The 1504-nt window shown below is 41.9% G+C and carries 1 protein-coding gene and 1 pseudogene; both read right to left on the reverse strand.

Features of this window, described 5'->3' with window-relative positions; all coding sequences use genetic code 11:
- Nucleotides 1-158: 158 nt before the first annotated feature.
- Complete coding sequence (locus CWC03_RS22795) at nt 159-773, reverse strand: LysE family translocator (protein ID WP_138583792.1); 615 nt, start codon at nt 771-773, stop codon at nt 159-161.
- 25 nt (nt 774-798) lie between these two features.
- Nucleotides 799-1355 (reverse strand): annotated as a pseudogene (locus CWC03_RS22800) (GNAT family N-acetyltransferase).
- Nucleotides 1356-1504: the final 149 nt, after the last annotated feature.

The following is a 1504-nucleotide window of genomic DNA, read 5'->3' on the forward strand; positions in this document are numbered from 1 at the left end:
GCAAGTCGAGCGTCGCGACCAAAACACACTCAGGAGAACAAAAGTCAAACAGCAAAGGTCAACAGGCCCTAATTATTGTCAAGCACGCGCAAGGCCAGATGAGTGAATTGAGAAGTAGCATCACTTTGTGGGCTGGCGAGTCACTAACTTTGGCATCGCTACTGTCTACTCACCAGTAAGTTGCCGCCAGATAGCGCCAAAAATGAAGCACATGCACGATTAAAACGTTTAACCAATTTAGGTTTACTAAACCACTGCCTTAGATATAGCCCAATAACAGCGTACATAGTGATAGCCACTATCTCCAGAACGAGAAAAGTAGCTCCCAATAGTGAAAATTGCTTTGTCACATTTTTTGCAACGTCGACAAACTGAGGGAGAAAAGCGGTAAATATCAAAATTGCTTTTGGATTACCCGCTGCAAGGGCGAATTCTTGCTTCATCAGTCCGATAATGCTCAGATTGCGGACATCATCTGAAACTGGACTAACGTCTGAGCGCCATAAATTATAAGCAATCCATAATAAATAGAGCGCGCCACAAATCTTAATGGCAAGAAACAATATTTCCGACGTATACAGCACAACTGCAAGGCCTGAAGCGGCAAGCGCAATCATCACACAAAATGCGGCGAGCCTTCCAAGTCCTGCAAGTAGAACTATACGAAAACCATAACGACGTGCATTATTTAGCGCTAAAAGATTATTTGGCCCTGGAGCCATATTCAAGGCAAAGCACGCTGGGATAAATAAAAGTAGTGTCCAGATGTCCATAGTCTTTCCTTTAAAAAATATTGGTTCAGCGATTAAATTCTGACTTTAATAACCCAAAGCACGTTAAGTCGTGAAATTGTTCTTTCCAATATCCACTTTGTCGTCTAACCCCCCCTCAGCTTTAAAACCTAGCTTTTCTAACACAGCCTCTGACGCATGATTTCCCGGCACCGTATCTCCTTGAATTCGATTCAGTGCGCCACATGCTAGTAAACCACTAAACGCTGCGGTGATAATTTGGTGTAATGCTTCCGTGGTATAACCCTTTCCCCAAAATTTCGGCATCAAATCATAACCGATAACTGCATTTTTCATCGCTGAGTTCCATGAGTTAAAACCACATGTACCTATAAGCTGCTCAGTGTCTTTTAATCGGATAGCCCAACGGATCCCAACACCGCTATAAAATCGAGAATGAAAGAAATCTATGAGTTTTTCAGCTTGTAATCGCTCACTAAACGCCTCTAAATCGTAGTATTTCACTACCTCTCGGTTTGAAAATAGTTCAAAAATAGCATTACTGTCGCATTCGGATAGCGCCGTAAGCTTCAAGCGTGGTGTTTCAAATTCTGGAAATTGCATATTGATCTCCTAAACATTCAAAACGAAACACAGAGATAACTTCAAACCGCGATAAATAGCATGGTGAAGGTTATTTATACTGCGCGAAATAGCACTTTGACTGCATCTAAAAAATGGCCGGATTGCGGCTGTTTAGTATTAAAACTTCT

Source organism: Pseudoalteromonas sp. S2755 (assembly GCF_005886535.1).
In the GTDB taxonomy this organism is placed as follows: Bacteria; Pseudomonadota; Gammaproteobacteria; order Enterobacterales; family Alteromonadaceae; genus Pseudoalteromonas.

Bases quoted from the DNA above. Each gene is read 5' to 3' on its own strand.
- CWC03_RS22795 (WP_138583792.1), bottom strand. From the start codon at position 773: ATGGACATCTGGACACTACTTTTATTTATCCCAGCGTGCTTTGCCTTG.